The sequence below is a fragment of the Streptomyces phaeofaciens genome, assembly GCF_014648915.1.
In the GTDB taxonomy this organism is placed as follows: domain Bacteria; phylum Actinomycetota; class Actinomycetes; order Streptomycetales; family Streptomycetaceae; genus Streptomyces; species Streptomyces phaeofaciens.
The window spans coordinates 19,443-37,491 of the sequence record NZ_BMSA01000012.1 but is presented as its reverse complement, the minus strand read 5'-3'; the positions used below and the strand labels follow the sequence as shown (position 1 = coordinate 37,491).

Sequence of the window (18,049 nt, the reverse complement as noted above, 5' to 3'; positions counted from 1 at the left end):
GCTGTTGTGTGCGAACCAGCGACGCTAAGTGTCGCACACCGTACTGCGTGCCCCCAACGGGATTCGAACCCGTGCTACCGCCTTGAAAGGGCGGCGTCCTAGGCCGCTAGACGATGAGGGCTATCGGCCCGCCTGGGCGCTTCTCAGCGCGTCGGGGACGTGAGAAGCATATGGGATGCGGGGAGGGATCGCCAAAACGGTTTACGGGGACGGGCTGGGAGAGGGCGACGGGCTGGGGAACGGCGTGTCGCCGGGGGCCGCTCCGGGCCGGTTCTCCTCGGGCAGGTGGCGGCTGACCTCGGCCGTCGTCAGACCCAGTCCGCCCAGTTCGATCTCGTCCCAGGCCTGGAGGCGGCGGGTGTCCCGGTCGAAGTAGAGGATCGACGCCTGGATCGGGTCGGGGTACTCGCCCTCGACGGCGCGCAGGCCGCTGCCGCCGGTCGAGCCCTCCACGCGGAGCCGGGTGCCGTTCTTCATGACCTCCGTCTCCTCGTGGTGGAGGTGGCCGGCCAGGACGAGCGGGACGGCGCCGTCCGTGCGGCGGGCGGCGGAGGGCTCGTGCGCGACGGCCACGTCCACGGGGGTGCCGGCCGCGGCCTGGGCGCGCAGGGCCGAGGCCAGCCGGTCGCCCGCCTCCTCCTGGGACGCGCCGGCGCCCGGGACCGAGGACCGGTCGGGGGTGAACTGGGGGTCGCCGATGCCCGCGAAGCGCAGCCCGGCGAGGGTCACGGCCCGGCCGTCGTCCAGGACGTGCACGTTGTCGACGCCTTCCAGGTAGTGCTGGGTGAGCCGTGAGTCGTGGTTGCCGCGGACCCAGACGTAGGGGGCGCCGAGGTCGGCGACCGGGTCCAGGAAGCCGTTCTCGGCGGCCGAGCCGTGGTCCATGGTGTCGCCGGAGTCGACGATCACGTTCACCTTGTACTGCTCGACCAGCGAGCCGATGATCTTCCAGCTCGCGGGGTTGAGATGGATGTCCGAGACGTGCAGCACCCGGACCGTGGTGGGGTCCGGCTGGTAGGCGGGGAGCGTGGAGGTGACGTCGTACAGCTTGGTCACGTTCGTCACGAGGCGGGCGAGTTCCTGCTGGTAGACGTCGAACTCGGTGACGATGCTGCGGGCGTCGCCGACGAGGGACGGGGCGGAGGAGAGCAGGCCGGAGAAGCGGGGTTCCAGGACCGACTTGGGGTTCCAGGTGGCGTACGCGGTCGCGCCCGAGGCGGCGAGCAGGGCGAGGGCGAGGCCGCCGGCGGCCAGGGCGCGGCGGGGGCGCCGGTAGACGGCGAGGCCGAGGGCGGTGGCGCCGGCGACGACGGCCACGCAGGAGCGGACGGCGAGGTCGAGGGTGCCGTGGCGGACGTCCTCGGCGACCTCGTCCTGGAGGCCGGAGAGGCGTTCGGGGTGGTCGACGAGGGCCTGGGAGCGGGCCGGGTCGAGCTGGTCGACGTTGACGTCGAGGCGGACCGGGGCGGTGTGGCTGTCCAGCCGGAGCGCGCCGAGCGGGGAGACGTTGATCTTTGTGCCGCCGGTGAGGGAGGGGCGCAGGGTCATGGTCGTGTTCATGGGCCCGACCGGGGCGCGGACGTTTCCCACGACGAGCAGGCCGAGCCAGGCGCCGAGCAGCACGACCGCGGTCAGTCCGGCGGCGCGCGCCCAGGGGTTGGGGCGGGCGGCGAGTTCTAGGGCGGGCGGGCGGTGCTTCGGGCGCCTCGGGGCGGGGGCGCGGGTGCGGAGGGGGAGGGGGGTACGGGCACGGGCGCGGGCCATTGGTGCCGTATGCCCCGGTGTGGGGGCGGATATGCGGGGCCGGGGCGGGGGTGTGGGCGTGGCCGGCCGCCGCACGGGCCCGGTGCGGTCGTTCGGTTCGGGGCTTCGTAGGGCTTCGTAGGGCGTCGTACGGCGGGGTCGTACCGGAGAATGGGTCTGTGCTGGAGATGACGCGCGAGGAGTTCGAGGAACTGGTCGCCGAGGCGCTGGACCGGATTCCGCCGGAGCTGACGCGGCTGATGGACAACGTCGCGGTGTTCGTCGAGGACGAGCCCCCGGCGGACGATCCCGAGCTGCTCGGGCTGTACGAGGGGACCCCGCTGACGGATCGTGGCGAGTGGTACGCGGGGGTGCTGCCGGACCGGATCACGATCTACCGGGGGCCGACCCTGCGGATGTGCGGTTCGCGGGACGAGGTCGTCGCGGAGACCGAGGTGACCGTGGTGCACGAGATCGCGCATCACTTCGGGATCGACGACGCCCGGCTGCACGCGCTGGGGTACGGCTGACGGGTCGGCACCGACGCGTGTTCGGCACCGGGGTGTTCGGTACCGGCGTGTTCGTATCCGCGTGTTCGCACCGGCGCGTTCGGCGCTGAGCCGCTCGGCCGGGGGCGCGTGTCTTCTCGTGGGCGGCGGGAGTTGGGAAGGCGGACTCTTTTCGCCTGCCCCGGAGGTGGCCCCGTGCTCCCCAAGTACGTACCCGTTCGCCTGGCCGCCACCGTCATGGCCGTCGCGGCGGCCGCCGGCTGCATGAGCGTCGGGGACGACGAGGGCGGCCGGGCCAAGCCGTCGCACTCGGCGGGCCACCGGGGCGGTGACGCGCCGGACGGGGGTCCCGCGGGTGTGGGCGGCGGCTACATGGGCGCGGCGGGCACCGACGGCAAGCACGGGCACGGGCGGGGCAAGGGGCGGCCGAGCGCGTCGGCGTCCGCCTCCGGGTCGCCGTCCGCGGGGGCGAGCGCGTCCGCCTCGACGGGGCCGGTGAACCCCGGGAAGACCGAGAAGCCGGGGGTTCCGGCGCCCACGAAGGCGCAGCCCTCCGCACCCGCCTCCCCCGACCCCGAGCCGCCCGTGCCGTCCCCGGAGCCGCCGCCCCCGTCCGCGGAGCCGACGGTGGCCGAGCCCTCGTCCTCCGCGCACGAGCCGGGGGGTGCGGCGGGTGGGGGTACGGCCCCGCAGCTGGTTCTGCGGGAGCCGGCGCCTCAGGCCGGGGCGCCGGTCTGACCGGTCCGGGAGGGCGGCCCGCTCCGCTCCGCTTTCTGCCGGCTCGTTCGCCGGGCACCGCGCTGAGCTGCGGTGATGGGGCTGGTTTGCCTTCAGGGGGCAGGGTGCGTATGGTAGTAGATCGTTTGATCCCATTTGCCCGGCGCCACCGTAGAGCGCGCCGTGTGGCGCGTACTCTCCCTTGCCGTGGCTGACCGCATTGAGGCGGTCGTAATGCGAACACGGAGTTGACGGGCGCGTGCCGACGAGACTCCGGAAGGTTTCGCTTACGCATGTCCATTTCCAGTACTGATCACTCTGTCCTGCCCGAGAACGCCGAGGTCGAGAACCTCGGCGACGAGGCCGTCGAGATCGTCGACGCCGTCGAGGCCACGGACACCGCCGACATCGTCGAGGCCGTCGAGCCCGACGACGCCGACGACGCCGACGACGCACCCGGCATCACCTTCGCCGACCTCGGTCTCCCCGAGGGTGTCGTGCGCAAGCTCGCGCAGAACGGTGTGACCAGCCCCTTCCCGATCCAGGCCGCGACCATCCCGGACGCCCTGGCCGGCAAGGACATCCTCGGCCGTGGCCGCACCGGCTCCGGCAAGACCCTCTCCTTCGGTCTGCCGACCCTGGCCTCCCTGGCCGGCGGCCGCACCGAGAAGAAGCGCCCCCGCGCCGTCATCCTCACCCCCACCCGTGAGCTGGCCATGCAGGTGGCGGACGCGCTCCAGCCCTACGGCGACGTCCTCGGCCTGAAGATGAAGGTCGTCTGCGGCGGTACGTCGATGGGCAACCAGATCTACGCCCTCGAGCGCGGCGTCGACATCCTCGTCGCCACCCCGGGCCGGCTGCGCGACATCATCAACCGCGGCGCCTGCTCCCTCGAGGACGTGCAGATCGCGGTCCTCGACGAGGCCGACCAGATGTCGGACCTGGGCTTCCTGCCCGAGGTCACCGAGCTGCTCGACCAGGTCCCGGCCGGCGGCCAGCGGATGCTCTTCTCCGCGACGATGGAGAACGAGATCTCCACGCTGGTCAAGCGCTACCTGAGCAACCCGGTCACGCACGAGGTCGACAGCGCCCAGGGCAACGTCACGACCATGTCGCACCACATCCTGATCGTGAAGCCCAAGGACAAGGCGCCGGTCACCGCCGCGATCGCCTCCCGCAAGGGCCGCACGATCATCTTCGTCCGCACCCAGCTCGGCGCCGACCGCATCGCGGAGCAGCTCCGCGACGCCGGTGTGAAGGCCGACGCGCTGCACGGCGGCATGACCCAGGGTGCGCGTACCCGCACGCTGGCCGACTTCAAGGACGGTTACGTCAACGCGCTCGTCGCGACCGACGTCGCCGCCCGCGGTATCCACGTCGACGGCATCGACCTGGTCCTGAACGTGGACCCGGCCGGTGACCACAAGGACTACCTGCACCGCGCCGGCCGCACCGCCCGCGCCGGCCGCACCGGCACGGTCGTCTCCCTGTCGCTGCCGCACCAGCGCCGTCAGATCTTCCGTCTGATGGAGGACGCGGGCGTCGACGCCGGGCGTCACATCATCCAGGGCGGCGCCGCCTTCGACCCGGAGGTCGCCGAGATCACCGGCGCCCGGTCGATGACGGAGGTCCAGGCCGAGTCCGCGGGCAACGCCGCGCAGCAGGCCGAGCGCGAGGTCTCCCAGCTCACCAAGGAGCTGGAGCGCGCGCAGCGCCGGGCGACCGAGCTGCGTGACGAGGCCGACCGCCTGGTGGCCCGCGTCGCCCGTGAGCGCGGCGAGGACCCGGAGGCCGCGGTGGCCGAGGCGCAGGAGCAGGCCGAGGCCGAGATCCAGGCGGCCGTCGAGGTCTCCGTGCCGGAGCAGCCGGTCGCGCGGGACGTCGACCGGGTCGCGCGCGAGGAGCGTGCGCCGTCCACGTCGTCGTACGAGCGCCGTGAGCGTCGTGACGACCGTGGTGGCCGTGGCTTCGAGCGTCGTGACGACCGTGGTGGCCGTTCCTTCGAGCGTCGTGACGACCGTGGCGGTTTCAACCGGGACCGTGACGACCGTGGTGGCCGTGGTTTCAACCGCGACCGTGACGACCGTGGTGGCCGTTCCTTCGAGCGCCGTGACGACCGTGGCGGTTTCAACCGGGACCGTGACGACCGTGGTGGCCGTGGTTTCAACCGCGACCGTGACGACCGTGGCGGCCGTTCCTTCGAGCGTCGTGACGACCGCGGTGGCCGTCCCTTCGAGCGCCGCGACGAGCGTCCCGGCTTCAACCGCGACCGTGACGACCGTGGTGGCCGTTCCTTCGAGCGCCGTGACGACCGTGGCGGTTTCAACCGGGACCGTGACGACCGTGGTGGCCGTTCCTTCGAGCGTCGTGACGACCGTGGCGGCCGTCCCTTCGAGCGCCGCGACGAGCGTCCCGGTCACCGTGGCAGCGACCGTCCGTTCAACCGTGACCGCCGCGACGACCGCCCCGGCTTCCGCGCCGGCGGCCACGAGCGTCCCCACGCCCGTCGTGACGACCACCGTGGCACCGGCTCCGGTTCCACCGGCTCCGGCTCCTTCGGGCGCCGCGACGACAAGCCGCGCTGGAAGCGCAACGGCTGACACATCGGCCGCACCCGCCGGTCCGCCGGCTGAATCCGGCCGATGAGTGAAGGGCCCGTACGACTCCTGTCGTACGGGCCCTTCTTCGTGCGTTGGTAGCCTCACACGATGCCCATACGGCATGCACACTTCATTCACAGAGGGGGGTTCTGTGGGAAGCCGTACATTCATACGGCGTCGTGCGGCGGTGGCCGTCACGGTCGCGGCCGTGGCGGCGGGGGCGCTGGCCGCCGCACCCGTGCAGCCGGCCGGGGCCGTCGGCGGGGGGACCGTCGGGGACGAGATCGTCCTGCCCGCCGGGGACCGGGCCGCGCCGCGCGACGGAGGACTGGGATTCGACAGTTATGGGGACACCGGTCTGATCTCGCGTCCGGACGGCGCCGCCTCCGCGCGGTGGACCGACTACGCGACCGGCCGCTCGAGGGACCTGACCGAGTTCCCCGAGTGGGACGAGCTGCGGGGGAAATCCGGGCTGGCCCGGTCGGACACGGCGTTCGAGCTGTCGACCGATGCCGAAGGCCGCCGGGTCGTCCGGTTCCGGGCCCTCGGCACCGGCGCCGACGAGGGCCGGGTGACCGTCCCGTCCCCTCTGGCCTACGCCGGTACGGCGGGCCCGGGCACCGTCGTCGCCTACGCGGGCAATGTGTCCGCCGTGCGCGAACTGCACCTGCTCAAGGTGACCGCCGACGGCGGCACGAGCGACACGCTCGTCACCGGCTGGCCGCAGGGCGCGAAGCTGCTCGCGGTGAGCGCGGGGGACTCCCGGTCGCTGCTGATGCGCTACCGCGTCCCCTCCGCCGACCCGGCCGGCACCCTCGAACAGCTGGTGCTGGTCGATGTGCGCGACGGCTCCTGGACGGCGGTGCAGGACCCGTACCGGGCGGGTGCGAACCGGATCCCCTATCTGAGCCATGACTATGCGGGCTGGTGGGCCCCGGGTTCGGGCGCCGTGCTGTCGCGCCGTGACGGCCTCGACGGCCCGGCGGTCACCGTCCCGGCCGCCGGCACCGCGGGGAAGACCGGCTTCACGGTCGTCGGGGACGACGTCGTGGTGGCCGACGACACGAAGAGCGGCCGTCCCGTCCTCACCCGCCCGCTGACCGGGGCCGGGGAGTGGCGGCAGCTGTTCCCGCGCATGAGCGGCTGGATCCAGACCGCGCCGGACGGCTCGGCCGTCCTCCAGGCCGGCACGGCGTCCACGGACTGGGGTGTGCAGCGGCTCACCGAGTCCGCCGACGGGCAGCTCGTGGCCCGTGAGCTGGTCGACCTGCCGCCCCTTCCCGCGGCGGTCGACGGGGTGGCGCTGGCGAACGGCACGCTGGCCTGGACGGACCAGACGGCGCCGGAGTACGGGAACGCCATGCTCAACACGCGCACGGTGTCCGGCGGCTCCGCACCGCAGGCCGGTCCGGTGCGCCCGGCCGGCGCGTGGTCGAAGCCGTGCGGTGTCGCGCACGGCTGCCTCAGGCTCTTCCCGGCCGGGGACGGGTCCGTCGTCTACGCCGAGGACGACGTGAACGTCGCCTACCTCAACCGGCGCACCCCGTCGGGAGCGCTTCAGCGCATGACGTTCATCGACACCAACGGCACGGTCGTCGGGGCGTACGGACGGTACGCGGTCATGCAGGCCGGCCCCCGGCAGTACCTCGTCGACTGGACGTCGTCCAGGGTCGCGGCGACGCGTACGGCGGCTGCCGGCACGGTGTGGGACGGGCAGTGGTGGTCCACCACGTCCACCCCGGGCCGGCTGACGATGAGCCGGCCGGGTACCGACCTGCCGCCGGTGGACGTCGGCATCGGCTCGGCCTGTGTCCCCAGCGAACTCCAGGTCAACGGCCGCTTCGTCTACTGGGCGTGCGCGGCCCAGGGCAAGGCGGGCGTGTTCGACCGCTCCCGCGGCCGGTCGGTGGCCGTGCCCACCGGTGACGCGGTGCTCGCCCACGGGTTCCTGGTCCGGCACGACACGGCCCGCGGCAAGCTGGTGCGCACCGACGTCGCCTCCGGCAAGGCGCTCACCGCCGACCTGGCCGACCTGCCCGTCACCCCCGATCCGGCGGAACCGGCGCGGGGTTCGGACCGCAGGAGCCGCTGGAACCTCGACCCGTACGGCGACCGGGTGGTGTTCGTGGACGGCGACGAGCGCGTCCACGTGGCCACGGCCGGATCGGCCGCGGCCCCGGTACGGCGGGACCACGCCGGCCGGGACGGTCTCGGTGACCTCCTCACCCTCACGTCCTCGGGCACGCTGACCTTCCAGCAGGGCACGGGCAAGGGCACGTTCGCCGGGAAGGTCAGCGGTTCCGGCTGGCCGGCGCGGATCACGCCGGTGCCGTTCGGCGACCTGAGCGGCGACGGCTGCAACGACGTCCTGGTCCGGCTGAGCAGCGGGGCGGTACGGCTGTACCAGCCGGCCTGCGGCGGTGCGGTGAAGCCGTCGACGCCGTACACGACCCTGGCCACCGGCGGCTGGGGCCAGTACGACGTCCTCACCTCGCCGGGCGATGTGACGCGGGACGGCCTCGCGGACCTGCTCGCGCGCAACGCGAAGACCGGCGCGGTCTACCTCTACCGGGGCACCGGCACCGGAAGGCTGTCGGCGCGGGTGAAGCTCTACGACAACTGGAAGACGTACAAGAAGGTCGTCGGCGCCGGGGACCTGAACGGCGACGGCATCGGCGATCTGGTCGCGCAGGACAGGTCCGACAACCTGTACCGGTACTACGGGAAGGGCGACGGCAGGTTCTCCGCGCGTGTGAGGGTCGCCGCGAACTGGGGTGCCTCGTACAACGCGGTCGTCGGCGTCGGGGACGTCACCGGCGACGGCAGGGCGGACCTCGTCGCGCGTGACACGGCGGGTGTGCTGTACCGGCTGCCCGGCGACGGCAAGGGGTCCTTCGGCACCAGGGTGAAGATCTCCACGGGCTGGAAGGGCTACCTGGGTCTCCACTGACGGACCCCCAAGGGCGTTTTCTCGCCAAGTTGTGACGTGTGTCATACCCCCGGCAAGGGAATTGCTGGGGGCATGACAGATGACGCCATAGCGAGTGGGCTGTCGGACGAAGAGCGACTGGCCCAGCTCGGCTACACGCAGGTACTCGCCCGGCGCATGTCGGCGTTCTCCAACTACGCGGTCTCCTTCACGATCATCTCGGTCCTGTCGGGCTGCCTGACGCTGTACCTGTTCGGGATGAACACCGGCGGCCCCGCGGTGATCGTCTGGGGCTGGGTCGCCGTCGGCCTGATGACCCTGTTCGTCGGCCTCTCCATGGCCGAGATCTGTTCGGCGTACCCGACCTCGGCAGGCCTGTACTTCTGGGCCCACCGCCTGGCGCCGGCCCGCTCGGCCGCGGCCTGGGCCTGGTTCACGGGCTGGTTCAACGTGCTCGGCCAGGTCGCGGTCACCGCCGGCATCGACTTCGGGGCCGCGTCCTTCCTCGGCGCGTACCTGAACCTCCAGTTCGACTTCACCGTGACACCGGAACGCACGATCCTGCTGTTCGCGGGCATCCTGCTGCTGCACGGCCTGCTGAACACCTTCGGGGTCCGGATCGTCGCCCTGCTCAACAGCGTGAGCGTGTGGTGGCACGTGCTGGGCGTCGGCGTCATCGTGGGCGCCCTCGCCTTCGTCCCCGACCGGCACCAGTCCGCGTCCTTCGTCTTCGGCGAGTTCGTCAACAACACCGGCTGGGGCAGCGGGGTGTACGTCGTCCTCCTGGGCCTGCTGATGGCCCAGTACACCTTCACCGGCTACGACGCCTCCGCCCATATGACGGAGGAGACCCACGACGCGTCGACGGCCGGCCCCAAGGGGATCGTGCAGTCCATCTGGACCTCTTGGATCGCCGGCTTCGTGCTGCTCCTCGGCTTCACCTTCGCCATTCAGTCCTACCAGGGGGCGCTCGACTCCCCCACCGGCGCGCCGCCCGCCCAGATCCTGCTGGACGCGCTCGGCGCGACCGCCGGGAAGCTGCTGCTCCTGGTGGTCATCGGCGCCCAGCTGTTCTGCGGCATGGCGTCCGTGACCGCCAACAGCCGCATGATCTACGCGTTCTCCCGGGACGGCGCCCTGCCGTACTCCCACATCTGGCACACGGTCAGCCCGCGCACCCGTACCCCCGTCGCCGCGGTCTGGCTGGCGGCCGGCAGCGCGCTGGTCCTCGGCCTGCCGTACCTGATCAACGTGACCGCCTACGCGGCCGTCACCTCCATCGCCGTGATCGGCCTCTACATCGCCTACGTCATCCCGACGCTGCTGCGGCTGCGCAAGGGGGAGGCCTTCGAACGCGGGCCGTGGCACCTGGGCCGCTGGTCCCGGGCCGTCGGCCTGGTGTCGGTGGCGTGGGTGGCGGTCATCACCGTGCTGTTCATGCTGCCGCAGGTCTCCCCGGTCACCTGGGAGACGTTCAACTACGCCCCGGTGGCCGTACTCGTCGTCCTGGGCTTCGCGGGGCTGTGGTGGATGCTCTCCGCCCGCGAGTGGTTCCTCGACCCCGCACACGAACGGACCATCGCCCGGGAGGCGGCACGCGCGGGAACCGCCCCGGAACCGGCGGATCCGTGACCGATCCTCACCGCCCGGCGCGCCGCGGCGCGGCCGTGTCCCCGATACCCGATCGGCGAGACGGCCGCGTCCGGCTATGCTCGGGGAGGCAACATCGCCTGGGCCCTTAGCTCAATTGGCAGAGCAGTGGACTTTTAATCCATTGGTTGTGGGTTCGAGTCCCACAGGGCCTACCGAATCGCCCCCAGCTCAGAGGTAGTTCGAGCTGGGGGCGAGTCCGTTCCGGGGCGGCCCTGTGACCGCGGGCCGGCACCCCCACCGAGGTCTCCCCGGGCGGGCGGTCAGCCCGCGGTCAGGCCGGTGAGTTCCGTGAGCGGCAGGGTGTGTTGGGTCTGGAGGACCTTGGCGCGCAGGTAGCGGACGTTGTGCGGAGTGGTGAAGACACCGGTCGGCACCCGGTCGTGGACGTCGATGCCCAGCTCCCGCAGCTGGCCGGCCTTGTCGGGGTTGTTGGACAGCAGGTCCAGGCGGGTGATGTCCAGGGCGCGCAGCATCTGGGCGGCGGCCGTGTAGTCGCGGTCGTCCTCGGGCAGGCCGAGGGCGGCGTTCGCCTCGTAGGTGTCCAGGCCCTGGTCCTGGAGGGCGTACGCGTCGAGCTTGTTGTAGAGGCCGATGCCGCGGCCCTCCTGGCGGAGGTAGAGCAGCACGCCGCCGGTCTGGGCTATGCGCTCGACGGCCTCGCGCAGCTGGGGGCCGCAGTCGCAGCGGGCGGAGCCGAAGACGTCGCCGGTCAGGCATTCGGAGTGCAGCCGGACCAGCGGGATCTCGCCCGGTTCGCCGAGGACGACGGCCAGGTGTTCCTGGCCGTCGGTCAGGCCGTGGAAGGTGACGAGCTCGGCGTCGACGGAGTAGCCGTCCTGGAAGCGGAGCGGTACCCGGACGCGGGCGCGCTGGGTGGCGGCGGTGGTGTCGGGCATGCGGGTCTCCCAGTGCGGGTGCGGGACGAGGTGGGGCATCTGCTTCAGATTTGAAGCAGATCCTCGATACCGCGGACCCTACCCCATGCTTGAAACTTGAAGCAACAGGATTGCGGCGCGGATCACGAACAGGACGAAGGGGGCGTGGACCGCCGCCGCCACGGCACCTCGTCGGCCGCCGGCCGCGTCCCGTCGGCCTCCAGCGCCCGCGCGACCCCCGTGCAGATCGCCTCCAGCTGCTCCACCTGCTCCGCGCTGAGGTGGGCGAACAGCGAGTTCCGTACGGTCTCGACGTGCCCCGGCGCCGAACGCTCCAGCACCGCCCGCCCCTCGTCGGTCAGCACGGCCACGCTGCCCCGCTTGTCCCACCGGCAGTTCTCCCGCCGGACCAGCCCGTCCTTCTCCAGCCGGGTCACCGCGTACGTGAGCCGGCTGCGGGTGATCTTCGTGCGCTCGGCCAGATCCGTCATGCGCAGCTGCTGTTCCGGAACCTCGGAGAGGTTGGCCAGGATGGAGTAGTACAGGTGGGGCATGCCGGCGTCCTGCTGGAGCTGCCGGTCGATCGCGTCCTCGACGAGCAGTGTCGCGGCGAGGTAGGCGCGCCAGGCGCGTTGCTCACCGGGGGTGAGCCAGCGGGTCGTCATGTCCACCAGTGTAGGTTTGTTTCAAACTTGAACCAAGCCCCGCCGTCCGTCGTTCGTCCCGGGAGAGTCGCGCCGATGCCGTACCCGTACGTCCTGCTGTCCGCCGCCGTCTCCCTCGACGGCTACCTGGACGACACCACCCCCGAACGCCTGCTCCTCTCCAGCCCCGCCGACTTCGACCGCGTCGACGAGGTGCGAGCCTCCGTCGACGCGATCCTGATCGGCGCCGGCACCATCCGCGCCGACAACCCCCGCCTGCTGGTGAACTCCCCCGACCGCCGCGCCGCCCGCGTCGCCGCCGGCCGGCCGGAGTACCCGCTCAAGGTCACCGTCAGCGGCTCGGGCGACCTCGACCCGGAGGCCCGGTTCTGGCACTCCGGCGGCGAGAAGGTCGTGTACACGACGGAGGTGGGCGCCGCACGGGCCCGCGCGCTCGGCATCGCGGCGGACGTCGTCCCCCTCGGCGCCGAGCTGGACTGGCGGCGGCTCCTCACCCACCTCCACGACGAGCGCGGGGTCCGCCGGCTCATGGTCGAGGGCGGCGGGACCATCCACACCCAGCTGTTGCGGCAGGGCCTCGCCGACGAGCTCCAGCTCGTCCTCGCCCCCCTGTTCGTGGGCGACCCCGACGCGCCCCGCCTCTTCGGCCCCGGCGCCTACCAGGGCGGACGCCTGCGGCTGACCGGGACCCGGCGGATCGAGGACGTCGTCCTCATGCACTACGAGCCCACCGCCCCCGGCACCGGAACCCTCCCCGCGGCGGCCGACCGGCACTGGCTCGCCCTCGCCTGTGAGCTGGCCGCCCAGTGCCCCCCGTCGGACACGGCCTTCAGCGTCGGTGCGGTGGTCGTGGCCGCCGACGGGACGGAACTGGCACGCGGCCACTCCCGTGAGGCCGGCGACCCGCAGGTGCACGCCGAGGAGGCGGCCCTCGCCAAGCTCGACCCCGCCGACCCCCGCCTGGCCGGCGCCACCGTCTACAGCAGCCTCGAACCCTGCGCCGTCCGCTCCTCCCGGCCCACGCCCTGCGCCCGGCTCATCCTCGACGCGGGCGTACGCCGGGTCGTCACCGCCTGGCGGGAGCCCGACACCTTCGTGACAGCCGCGGACGGCAGCGGTCTCCTCGCGGCCCGGGGCGTCGACGTCGTCGTCCTCCCGGAGTACGCCGAGCGGGCCCAGGAACCCAACCGCCACCTGCCCGGATAACCGATGTGCTTTCTGCCCCGCCGATGGCGTACAGTTGTCTTTGTCGACGCGGGGTGGAGCAGCTCGGTAGCTCGCTGGGCTCATAACCCAGAGGTCGCAGGTTCAAATCCTGTCCCCGCTACTGAAGGCCGAGGGCCGGAATCCGAAAGGGTTCCGGCCCTCGGTGCATTCCCCTGTCCTGCGCTCCGTCACCCCCCGTGATCGCGCGACCTCCCTGCGCATAACAACTGAGTCACCATCAAAACGCGGATGACTCCTGAGGGCCTTCCGGGCTCGGTCAACTCGCCCGTTTTTCATCGTTCATGGCCCGAAAGTCCAGGCCAGAAATGTTGTTGATCAAGCGGAACATCTTGGAATCCCGCCCTCAGGTCTATTAACGTTCGATAACGCAGCGCGGTCGTCCCAGCCGTCACAAGAGATGGCTCCGTGCGCACGCGCCGAATCCCGCAAGGGAACCGGGGAACCACCAACTTGGGGTGAATCGCGCCGAAGCCGCCGTGAACTCGCAGAGTCACGAACGGTATACGCGCGTAGGAGACCTTCCCGCTCCGAACCCGTCAGCTAACCCGGTAGGCGACGGTAGGAAAGGAGTGCGCCCGCGTGGCGTCCAACCGGCCCGGCCCAGAAGCCCCGTTCGTGCCCAGCCAGCGTTCTCCTGAGACCGAGACCTTCGGCTACGGCAGCTACCGCACCGACGAGGGCCCCTGGGAGGAATGGAATCCCACCGCGGAGTCCGTTCGCCCGGTTCGGGGCAAGCACCGGGTCGCCAAGCAGCGCGGCGGCGGGTTCGCCCGTAGCTCCACCGTTCTCGGCGTCGGTGTCATAGCCGCCGTCAGCGCGGGCGGGATGGCCAGCGCCAACACCGGCAAGGCCCCCGTCTCCATCTCCATGCCGGACCTGCCGAACGTCGGCTCGCTCATCTCGGACGACGAAGAGCCCGCCGAGGACACGGCGCCCACCCTCAGCAGCTTCGGCAGTGTCACGGCCGAGGCCGACACCGCCACCCAGAGCGCCACCGACGCCGGCGAGGCCCTGCGCAGCCGGATCATGGCCCAGGCCGAGTCGCAGCAGACCCAGATCGAGACCAAGGCCGCCGCCGACGCCGCGGCCGCCGCCGCCAAGGCCCAGGCCGACGCTGTCGCCAAGGCCGAGAAGGAGGCGGAGGCCAAGGCCGCCGCCGCCAAGGAGAAGGCCGAGGCGGAGGCCAGGCAGAAGGCCGAGACCGCCCGTCTCGCCGAGCTGGCCAAGCAGTACACGCTGCCGACCTCCTCGTACACGATCACCTCGACCTTCGGTCAGGCCGGCGCGTACTGGTCCTCCGGCTACCACACCGGCCTCGACTTCGCCGCCCCCACGGGCACGCTGATCAAGGCCGTGCACAGCGGCACGATCACGTCGGCGGGCTACGAGGGCTCGTACGGCTACAAGACCGAGCTGACCCTCGACGACGGCACCGAGATCTGGTTCGCCCACCAGTCGTCGATCAGTGTCAGCGTCGGCCAGAAGGTCGCCACCGGCGATGTCATCGGCCGCGTCGGCGCCACCGGCAACGTCACCGGGGCCCACCTCCACCTGGAGGTCCACCCGGGCGGCAGCGCGGAGGGCATCGACCCGGCGGCCTGGCTGCGCGGCAAGGGCCTCAACCCCTGAGGCAGCCCCTGACGAACCACCCCCGGCAGCCCTGACGACACCCCCCGTCGTCAGGGCCGCCGGTCTTCGTGCACCCGCGCCCGGTCCGCGTTCGTCGCGTCGCACCCGGCTCTGGACCACCGTCCTCGCCTCGCGCCCGTCGCCGTGTTCACACGTTCTTCGTGGTGCGGGCGGAATCGGCGCGGCGTCGGTGGTGGTTGGAATGAGGCATGACGTCTCTTCGCAAGCTCGGCTCCTCCGACCTCGAGGTCTTCCCGCTCGCCCTCGGTGGCAACGTCTTCGGCTGGACGGCCGACCGCGCCGCGTCCTTCGCCGTCCTGGACGCCTACACCGCCGCGGGCGGCAACTTCGTCGACACCGCCGACTCCTACTCGGCGTGGATCGAGGGCAACAGCGGCGGTGAGTCCGAGTCCCTGATCGGCGCCTGGCTCAAGGCGCGCGGCAACCGCGACGACGTCGTGATCGCCACCAAGGTCAGCCAGCACCCCGAGTTCCCGGGCCTGACCGCCGCCAACATCAAGGCCGCCGCCGACGCCTCCCTGCGTCGCCTCGGAACCGGCCACATCGACCTCTACTACACCCACTTCGACAAGCCCGAGGTGCCGGTCGAGGAGATCATCGGGGCGCTGGACGAACTCGTGCGTGCGGGCAAGGTGCGGCACATCGCCGCCTCCAACATCTCGCCCGAACGCCTCCAGGCGTCCCTGGAGTTCTCCGACCGCGAGGGCCTCGCCCGGTACGTGGCCCTCCAGCCCCACTACAACCTGGTCTCCCGCGACACCTACGAGGGCCCCCTCCAGGACCTGGCCGCCCGCGCCGGCCTCGCCGCCGTCCCCTACTTCGCGCTCGCCGCCGGCTTCCTCACCGGCAAGTACCGGCCCGGTACGACGGTGGACAGCGCACGGGCCGGCCGCGCCGCCCAGCACCTCGACTCCGAGCGGGGCCGCCGGGTCCTCACCGCGCTGGACGAGATCGCCCGCGCCCATGACGCCGAGGCCGCCACGGTCGCCCTGGCCTGGCTCGCCGCCCGGCCGACGGTCGCCGCGCCGATCGCGTCCGCCCGGACCCCGGAACAACTGCCGGCGTTGCTGGCGGTGGCGGAGCTGGAACTGACGCGGGAGGAACAGGACCGGCTCACCGAGGCCTCGGCCTGAGCGACCCCCGCCCGGACCGGCGGTGCCGCACCGCCCGCGCCCCTACGACTGATAGGGGTTGTGGACCGGATGCGGTCCCGCCGGATATCCGTAACCCGACGGAGAGCCGTGTCCCCACCCTGCGGGATGGCCGTACCCCTGGCCCTGCCCGTACACCCCGTACACAGGCCACGGCGCCACCGGGACCCGGACCGGCGGGGCCGTCATCCGGGCCGCGTGGTCCAGGGCGGGACGGGCGACGTCCTTGCGCCGCCACAGCTCGTTCAGCAGCTCCCGCTCCCGTACGACGAAGTCGGCGCCCGCCCGGCCCCGGCGGCCCCGGTGCCGCAGGAACGCCAGGGAGGTGGCGTACGCCTCGTACTCGGCGACCGCCCGCGCGGCCGGCCTGCCCAGGTGCCGCCCGGCGTGCTCACGGGCCAGCCGCCGGGCCCGCATCGAGCCGAGCGCGAACGGCTCGGCCGGGCTGAGCCAGCCGGCGGCCGTGTAGGCGGGCAGTTCCTCGCGCACCGTGCGCAGCTCCCGCTGGCGTGTCCACACCACCAGCCAGGTGAGCAGTCCGAACGCGGGCACCATGAAGGAGGCGTACACCGCGAAGAACCCCAGCTCGCCGAAGGTCGAGGAGCCGTTCCACAGGGCGTGCATGCCCATCGCGAGCAGGAGTCCGCAGAGCGGGAGCAGCACCCGGCGCACCCGCCGGCCCTCCCCGGAGAGCGCGGCGACGCCGAAGCCGATGCCGGTCAGGACGGTGAAGAGGGGGTGCGCGAACGGTGACATCACCACGCGCACGAAGAAGGTCGCGGCCGTGACCGAGGCGATGCCGCTGTCGCCGGTGAGCTGGTCGGTGCCGAAGGCGGTGCCCAGATAGAGGATGTTCTCGGTGAACGCGAAGCCGGTGGCGGTGACCCCGGCGACGACCACCCCGTCGACGATGCCGGTGAAGTCCCGCCGGCGGAACAGGAAGAGGAGCAGGACGGCCGCCGCCTTGGCGGTCTCCTCGACGACCGGCGCTATGACCGTCGCCCCGAGGGTGTCCGCGCTCGACGGGTCGGCGGTCGCGGTGGCTATCCACCGGGTCGCGAAGCTGTTGGCGACGATGGCTATCAGTGCCGCCGCGCAGGCCCCCCAGGCGAAGGCGAAGACCATGTTCCGCCAGGGCCCCGGCTCCACCCGGTCCAGCCAGCGGAACGCGGCGACCAGCAGCGGCACGGGCAGCACCGCCAGCCCCAGCCCGACCAGGAACCCCTCGGTGCCGGTCTGTTCGCGCACCAGCGCCAGGATGACGAGCCCGGACAGCGCGAGCAGGGTGATGAGCGCCCCGTAGCGCACCCATGCGCGCTGCCACCAGTGCGCGTGCCGCAGGGCACCACCCTCTGCTGGGCCACCGGGGTGCGGGGGGTACGGCGGAAACGGGGGACTGATGGCCACGGCATCGACCCTAACGAGGGAGAGGACTGTGGTGGGAGGGGTTGCTGGGTCAGTGGTCCCCGTGCTGTACGCGACGGAAGAGCAGGTCGTTCACCACATGACCCTTGTCCAGACCCTGTCCCTCGAAACGGGTCAGCGGCCGGAAGTCGGGCCGGGGCGCGAACCCGTCGGCGCAGGTGTTCTCGAAGAGGGGGTGCGCGGTGAGCACAGTCAGCATCTGCTCCGCGTACGGCTCCCAGTCGGTCGCGCAGTGCACGATCGCCCCCGGCCTCAGCCGCGTCGCGACGAGGTCCAGGAACTCCGGCTGGATCAGCCGCCGCTTGTGGTGCCGCTTCTTGGGCCACGGGTCGGGGAAGTAGACGCGCAGCCCGTCGAGGGAGTCGGCGGACAGCATCTCGCGCAGCAGGATGATCGCGTCTCCGTTGGCCACCCGGACGTTGGCCAGCCCCTGGTGGTCGGCGAGGTTGAGCAGATTGCCCTGGCCGGGGGTGTGCACGTCCACGGCGAGGATGTCGGTGTCGGGGTCGGCGGCCGCCATCTGCGCGGTGGCCTCCCCCATCCCGAAGCCGATCTCCAGGACCACGGGCCGGTCGTTCCCGAACAGCTCGGTGAGATCGACGCGGTGCCCGTCGATGTCCAGACCCCACTTCGACCACAGCCGCTGAAGGGCGTCCGCCTGCCCGGCCGTCACCCGGCTCCGCCGGGGCTGGAAGCTCCGGATCCGCCGCTCGAAGTGCGATCCGGCCGGGTCGGCCTTCGGCCCGTCCGGGAACCGGGGCTCCCCCTTGGCACGGCTGTGCCGCACGGAGACACCGGGGACATGCTCGGCACCGTCCGGGACACCGGACGCGGTGCGCGGGCCGGGAGCGGGCCGGGAGGCTTCAGGAGAGTTCAGCGATTCAGACACAGTGGGGTCGATTTTA

Annotated in this window: 13 protein-coding genes, 3 tRNA genes and 1 riboswitch; of the genes, 10 read left to right on the top strand and 6 right to left on the bottom strand. The window is 72.1% G+C overall.

Going from position 1 to position 18,049, the window contains the following annotated elements; genetic code table 11:
* Positions 1 to 48 precede the first annotated feature (48 nt).
* Both IE275_RS20695 and IE275_RS20690 read right to left on the bottom strand, forming a co-directional pair.
* A tRNA-Glu gene (locus tag IE275_RS20695) sits at positions 49 to 121 on the bottom strand.
* Positions 122 to 201: 80 nt separating this feature from the next.
* Positions 202 to 1,764, bottom strand: a complete 1,563-nt coding sequence (locus tag IE275_RS20690) for a metallophosphoesterase family protein (protein ID WP_189712833.1) — start codon at positions 1,762 to 1,764, stop codon at positions 202 to 204.
* 158 nt (positions 1,765 to 1,922) lie between these two features.
* Between IE275_RS20690 and IE275_RS20685 the strand changes: the two genes are divergently transcribed.
* From IE275_RS20685 to IE275_RS20660, 6 genes are all read left to right on the top strand, one after another.
* Complete coding sequence (locus IE275_RS20685; protein WP_189712832.1) at positions 1,923 to 2,273, top strand: metallopeptidase family protein; 351 nt, start codon at positions 1,923 to 1,925, stop codon at positions 2,271 to 2,273.
* Between the two features lie 174 nt (positions 2,274 to 2,447).
* Positions 2,448 to 2,990, top strand: coding sequence for a hypothetical protein (locus IE275_RS20680; RefSeq protein WP_189712831.1), 543 nt, complete (start codon positions 2,448 to 2,450; stop codon positions 2,988 to 2,990).
* 272 nt (positions 2,991 to 3,262) lie between these two features.
* Positions 3,263 to 5,569: a DEAD/DEAH box helicase gene (locus IE275_RS20675; protein ID WP_189712830.1), complete on the top strand. Its 2,307-nt coding sequence runs from the start codon at positions 3,263 to 3,265 to the stop codon at positions 5,567 to 5,569.
* Between the two features lie 187 nt (positions 5,570 to 5,756).
* On the top strand, positions 5,757 to 8,519 hold the full coding sequence (locus IE275_RS20670) for an FG-GAP repeat domain-containing protein (RefSeq protein WP_189712829.1): 2,763 nt from the start codon (positions 5,757 to 5,759) through the stop codon (positions 8,517 to 8,519).
* A gap of 72 nt (positions 8,520 to 8,591) precedes the next feature.
* Complete coding sequence (locus IE275_RS20665) at positions 8,592 to 10,130, top strand: amino acid permease (protein WP_189712828.1); 1,539 nt, start codon at positions 8,592 to 8,594, stop codon at positions 10,128 to 10,130.
* Positions 10,131 to 10,230: 100 nt separating this feature from the next.
* A tRNA-Lys gene (locus IE275_RS20660) sits at positions 10,231 to 10,303 on the top strand.
* Positions 10,304 to 10,411: 108 nt separating this feature from the next.
* Here IE275_RS20660 and IE275_RS20655 read toward each other — a convergent pair.
* Both IE275_RS20655 and IE275_RS20650 read right to left on the bottom strand, forming a co-directional pair.
* Positions 10,412 to 11,047, bottom strand: a complete 636-nt coding sequence (locus IE275_RS20655; RefSeq protein WP_189713007.1) for a GTP cyclohydrolase II — start codon at positions 11,045 to 11,047, stop codon at positions 10,412 to 10,414.
* A gap of 122 nt (positions 11,048 to 11,169) precedes the next feature.
* Complete coding sequence (locus IE275_RS20650) at positions 11,170 to 11,691, bottom strand: MarR family winged helix-turn-helix transcriptional regulator (RefSeq protein ID WP_189712827.1); 522 nt, start codon at positions 11,689 to 11,691, stop codon at positions 11,170 to 11,172.
* A gap of 75 nt (positions 11,692 to 11,766) precedes the next feature.
* On the opposite strand from IE275_RS20650, the gene IE275_RS20645 reads away from it, so the two are divergent.
* The 4 genes from IE275_RS20645 (at position 11,767) to IE275_RS20630 (ending at position 15,701) form a co-directional block, all read left to right on the top strand.
* Entirely contained in the window at positions 11,767 to 12,897 is a 1,131-nt protein-coding gene (locus IE275_RS20645) for a dihydrofolate reductase family protein (RefSeq protein WP_189712826.1), read from the top strand.
* 47 nt (positions 12,898 to 12,944) lie between these two features.
* Positions 12,945 to 13,018, top strand: a tRNA-Met gene (locus IE275_RS20640).
* Positions 13,019 to 13,322: 304 nt separating this feature from the next.
* Positions 13,323 to 13,488: riboswitch (cyclic di-AMP (ydaO/yuaA leader) on the top strand.
* A gap of 9 nt (positions 13,489 to 13,497) precedes the next feature.
* Positions 13,498 to 14,547: a M23 family metallopeptidase gene (locus IE275_RS20635; RefSeq protein WP_189712825.1), complete on the top strand. Its 1,050-nt coding sequence runs from the start codon at positions 13,498 to 13,500 to the stop codon at positions 14,545 to 14,547.
* Positions 14,548 to 14,756: 209 nt separating this feature from the next.
* Positions 14,757 to 15,701 carry an aldo/keto reductase gene (locus IE275_RS20630; protein WP_189712824.1) on the top strand — a complete coding sequence of 315 codons (945 nt, stop codon included), beginning with the start codon at positions 14,757 to 14,759 and terminating at the stop codon, positions 15,699 to 15,701.
* Positions 15,702 to 15,743: 42 nt separating this feature from the next.
* Here IE275_RS20630 and IE275_RS20625 read toward each other — a convergent pair whose 3' ends face one another.
* Positions 15,744 to 17,126, bottom strand: a complete 1,383-nt coding sequence (locus IE275_RS20625) for a PrsW family intramembrane metalloprotease (RefSeq protein WP_189712823.1) — start codon at positions 17,124 to 17,126, stop codon at positions 15,744 to 15,746.
* A gap of 49 nt (positions 17,127 to 17,175) precedes the next feature.
* Positions 17,176 to 18,033, bottom strand: a complete 858-nt coding sequence (gene trmB, locus IE275_RS20620; protein WP_189712822.1) for a tRNA (guanosine(46)-N7)-methyltransferase TrmB — start codon at positions 18,031 to 18,033, stop codon at positions 17,176 to 17,178.
* Between the last annotated feature and the right edge of the window lie 16 nt (positions 18,034 to 18,049).

Coding starts and splice junctions, on each gene's coding strand:
- IE275_RS20690 (WP_189712833.1), bottom strand. CDS start 1,764: ATGGCCCGCGCCCGTGCCCGTACCCCCCTCCCCCTCCGCACCCGCGCC.
- IE275_RS20675 (WP_189712830.1), top strand. CDS start 3,263: ATGTCCATTTCCAGTACTGATCACTCTGTCCTGCCCGAGAACGCCGAG.
- IE275_RS20665 (WP_189712828.1), top strand. CDS start 8,592: ATGACAGATGACGCCATAGCGAGTGGGCTGTCGGACGAAGAGCGACTG.
- IE275_RS20655 (WP_189713007.1), bottom strand. CDS start 11,047: ATGCCCGACACCACCGCCGCCACCCAGCGCGCCCGCGTCCGGGTACCG.
- IE275_RS20650 (WP_189712827.1), bottom strand. CDS start 11,691: ATGACGACCCGCTGGCTCACCCCCGGTGAGCAACGCGCCTGGCGCGCC.
- IE275_RS20645 (WP_189712826.1), top strand. CDS start 11,767: ATGCCGTACCCGTACGTCCTGCTGTCCGCCGCCGTCTCCCTCGACGGC.
- IE275_RS20630 (WP_189712824.1), top strand. CDS start 14,757: ATGACGTCTCTTCGCAAGCTCGGCTCCTCCGACCTCGAGGTCTTCCCG.